This is a genomic window from Massilimicrobiota sp. An105 (assembly GCF_002161155.1).
In the GTDB taxonomy this organism is placed as follows: domain Bacteria; phylum Bacillota_I; class Bacilli_A; order Erysipelotrichales; family Coprobacillaceae; genus Allocoprobacillus; species Allocoprobacillus merdigallinarum.
Genome location: NZ_NFLY01000086.1, coordinates 1 through 2,799, shown reverse-complemented (window position 1 = coordinate 2,799; position 2,799 = coordinate 1). Strand labels below are relative to the sequence as shown.

Below are 2,799 nucleotides of genomic sequence, written 5' to 3'. Positions count from 1 at the left end.
TTAGAATACAATCAAATCGCAAAACGAAAACTCACTTAGAAATGGAGAGCCGTATGCATTGAAAGGTGCCCGTACGGTTCGGGAAGGGGCGAGGTCTTCTAGACTTCGCCTATTTCATAGTTAAATATCGCTAACTATAAGTTTAAACCTCTTTTCTCTTATTGTAAATACAATCAAATAAAAAAATAAAAAATCAGAACAAATCTGATTTTTTATGTGTTGTCTTTGTGTGTTAAGAGATTGGTTTTGACAACATGAGATAGTGAGAATTATTCGAAATAAGGTATACCTTTATTTCAACTATTGCATAAACAGAACTGACACTAAGATGACTTACACAATAGCCACTATTATTTTAACAAAAATAACATATATAAAAATCATTTCGATATGAAATTTATATTAATTTTATGTAAAATATAAATAAAAAAGTCCACAATAACATGCAGACTTTTATTTTCTACTGGTCTCCCCGCACGGGATCGAACCGTGGACCCTCTGATTAAGAGTCAGATGCTCTGCCAGCTGAGCTACGGAGAGATAATCGACTTATATATAATACACTAAAGCTTATAAAAAATCAAGATATTTAAATGGAATATTTACATAATATTTGATATAATGTTACACATAAAGGTGGTGAAATAATGTATAAGCAATCTATTCAAGATATTCAATTAGTAATCATTCCTTTAGATGGTACTATTTTTAACCTCAATCGATATAGATATAATTACACCCACCATTTTTGTGAAAGTCATCATCTTGATTATTCACTCGATGATTTTTATCATCACCTTTGTAATATGTATGAAATGTATAATGATACCCCAGTTGCTAAAATTATGAACGAGGGACTTTATAATGCTAAAATAGAAAGAGAAATGATGCAGTATCTTACATATAAAGGACTCAAACCTAAAGAAGGATTTTTAGAACTGATAGAATATCTACGTCAAAAGAACATTCCTATTGCAATTATATCTACTCATCGTCAAAAAGATGCCAAAACATATCTTTCTATGTGTCATCTTGATCAGAAAGTTCATTATATTATTGGTAGTGATATGGTCAGCATGCCTCTTCCTGCCACGGAAATTCTTGAAAATATAACTGAACATTTTCATATCAAACCTGAAAACACTTTAGTCATTTCTTCTTTTGAAGCTCTTAATAAAGCAAGTTGTCAATTACATATGAATGTCATTTTCTGTGAAGATTTAAAACCAGCTGGAACATATGAAAAAGAAACGTCTTATCAGACCTGTCATAATCTTTTTGAAGTTTTAAATGTGCTTTTATTTGATCGTTATAATGAAATGGATATGTATTCTGCTTTACTTGGAATGCATAAACATATGTCTAAGCAAGAATTAGAACAAGTCAAAGATAAATGGCAAAAGGACTATCCTGATGATTCACAGTTAAATCAAATTGTGAATCAAACCTATGCATATCATTTATCCCATCTTAATGAACCTGTTGTTAAGGATGGGAGTGTTTATATGCAAAAGACACGTCCTAGAAAAACATTTCAATTTGATGATGAAAATGAACAAAAAGATTTCTTTCAGGAATCTACACCTCTAGAAAAAAAAGAAGAAGACACTTCATCTACAAAAAAACAAACTTTTTCTTCATTAAATAAACAGGAAGAAGAGGAACTCACTGCTCTACTTTCACAAATCAATTATAAAAATCATTCTCCTGTTATTCATGAAGAACAAACAGATGAATCTCAAATTGATATCACAGATGATGAAGAAGATAGTGATACATCTTTTTCGTGGTTAAATCTTGTTTTTAATTTTATTTATATTGTTGCAACTTCATTTTTGATTATTTTTGTAGGAATTATTGTTTATATTGCTTTTATTCCTCAATTTGAAAATGATCAGGGGTTCTTCCATATTTTAGCTCTTCTATTTCAAGGATATTATAGTATAATAGAGGCCTGCTTTAAGGTATTCTTTAACAGTTTACATACTATTATACCTATGATACCATCCTACCAGGATTACCTTATGCATAATCAGATGTTTTCTTTAGATGGTGTTCAACTTTTCAATATTTTTATTTTTCAGATTATTCTTATTAGTTTTATCAAAATCATTATTTATATTTTAAGGAGAGATTCCGATAATGAAGACTATTCTTAATCAAATCCATCGTTTGGATTTACGTGTATCTTTTTTCATGATCAGTTTGTATCACCATCATGTACTTAACCGCATTATGAAGTTCATCAGTTCATGTGGTGATTTTGGTATTATATGGCTTATTATTATTTTATTAACCAATGTAATTCCTGCAGCCCGTTCCATGTCTATTCATATGCTGATGGCATTGATTGTTTCTGCGCTTATTGGACAAATTTCTATCAAATCTCTTATCAAAAGAAAACGTCCATGTCATCTGTATCCCGAAGTTCAATTACTTGTTCCAACTCCAAATGACTCATCATTTCCTTCTAGCCACACAACCTCTTCTTTTGCATGTAGCACTATTCTTTTTCTTTTCTTCCCTACATATGGTCTTTTCGCTTATCTTTTTGCCTTGCTTATTGGTTTATCTAGAATTTATTTATTTGTCCATTTTTTGAGTGATGTTATTTGTGGTATGATTTTAGGAATCAGTATTGGAATTCTTATTTATTTGATATAGGCAACCCTTTGGGGTTGCTCAATGGAGTCAACTTAGTATATTAGACTAGGTGACTCTTTTTTTATTTCTGTAATTCTTGTGGTATGACTATATGCACTCTTTATTATTATGCAAAAAAAGCGCATAAAGCCCCTG

At 30.5% G+C, this 2,799-nt stretch carries 2 protein-coding genes and 1 tRNA gene; 2 read left to right on the top strand and 1 reads right to left on the bottom strand.

The window, feature by feature from the left end:
- Positions 1–464: 464 nt before the first annotated feature.
- Positions 465–540 (bottom strand) — tRNA-Lys (locus B5E48_RS13220).
- A 107-nt stretch (positions 541–647) separates the two neighbouring features.
- Between B5E48_RS13220 and B5E48_RS13215 the strand changes: the two genes are divergently transcribed.
- Positions 648–2,159, top strand: a complete 1,512-nt coding sequence (locus B5E48_RS13215; protein WP_087305596.1) for an HAD hydrolase-like protein — start codon at positions 648–650, stop codon at positions 2,157–2,159.
- Positions 2,143–2,664, top strand: a complete 522-nt coding sequence (locus B5E48_RS13210; RefSeq protein WP_087305593.1) for a phosphatase PAP2 family protein — start codon at positions 2,143–2,145, stop codon at positions 2,662–2,664. The genes B5E48_RS13215 and B5E48_RS13210 overlap by 17 nt, the downstream gene beginning before the upstream one ends.
- Positions 2,665–2,799: the final 135 nt, after the last annotated feature.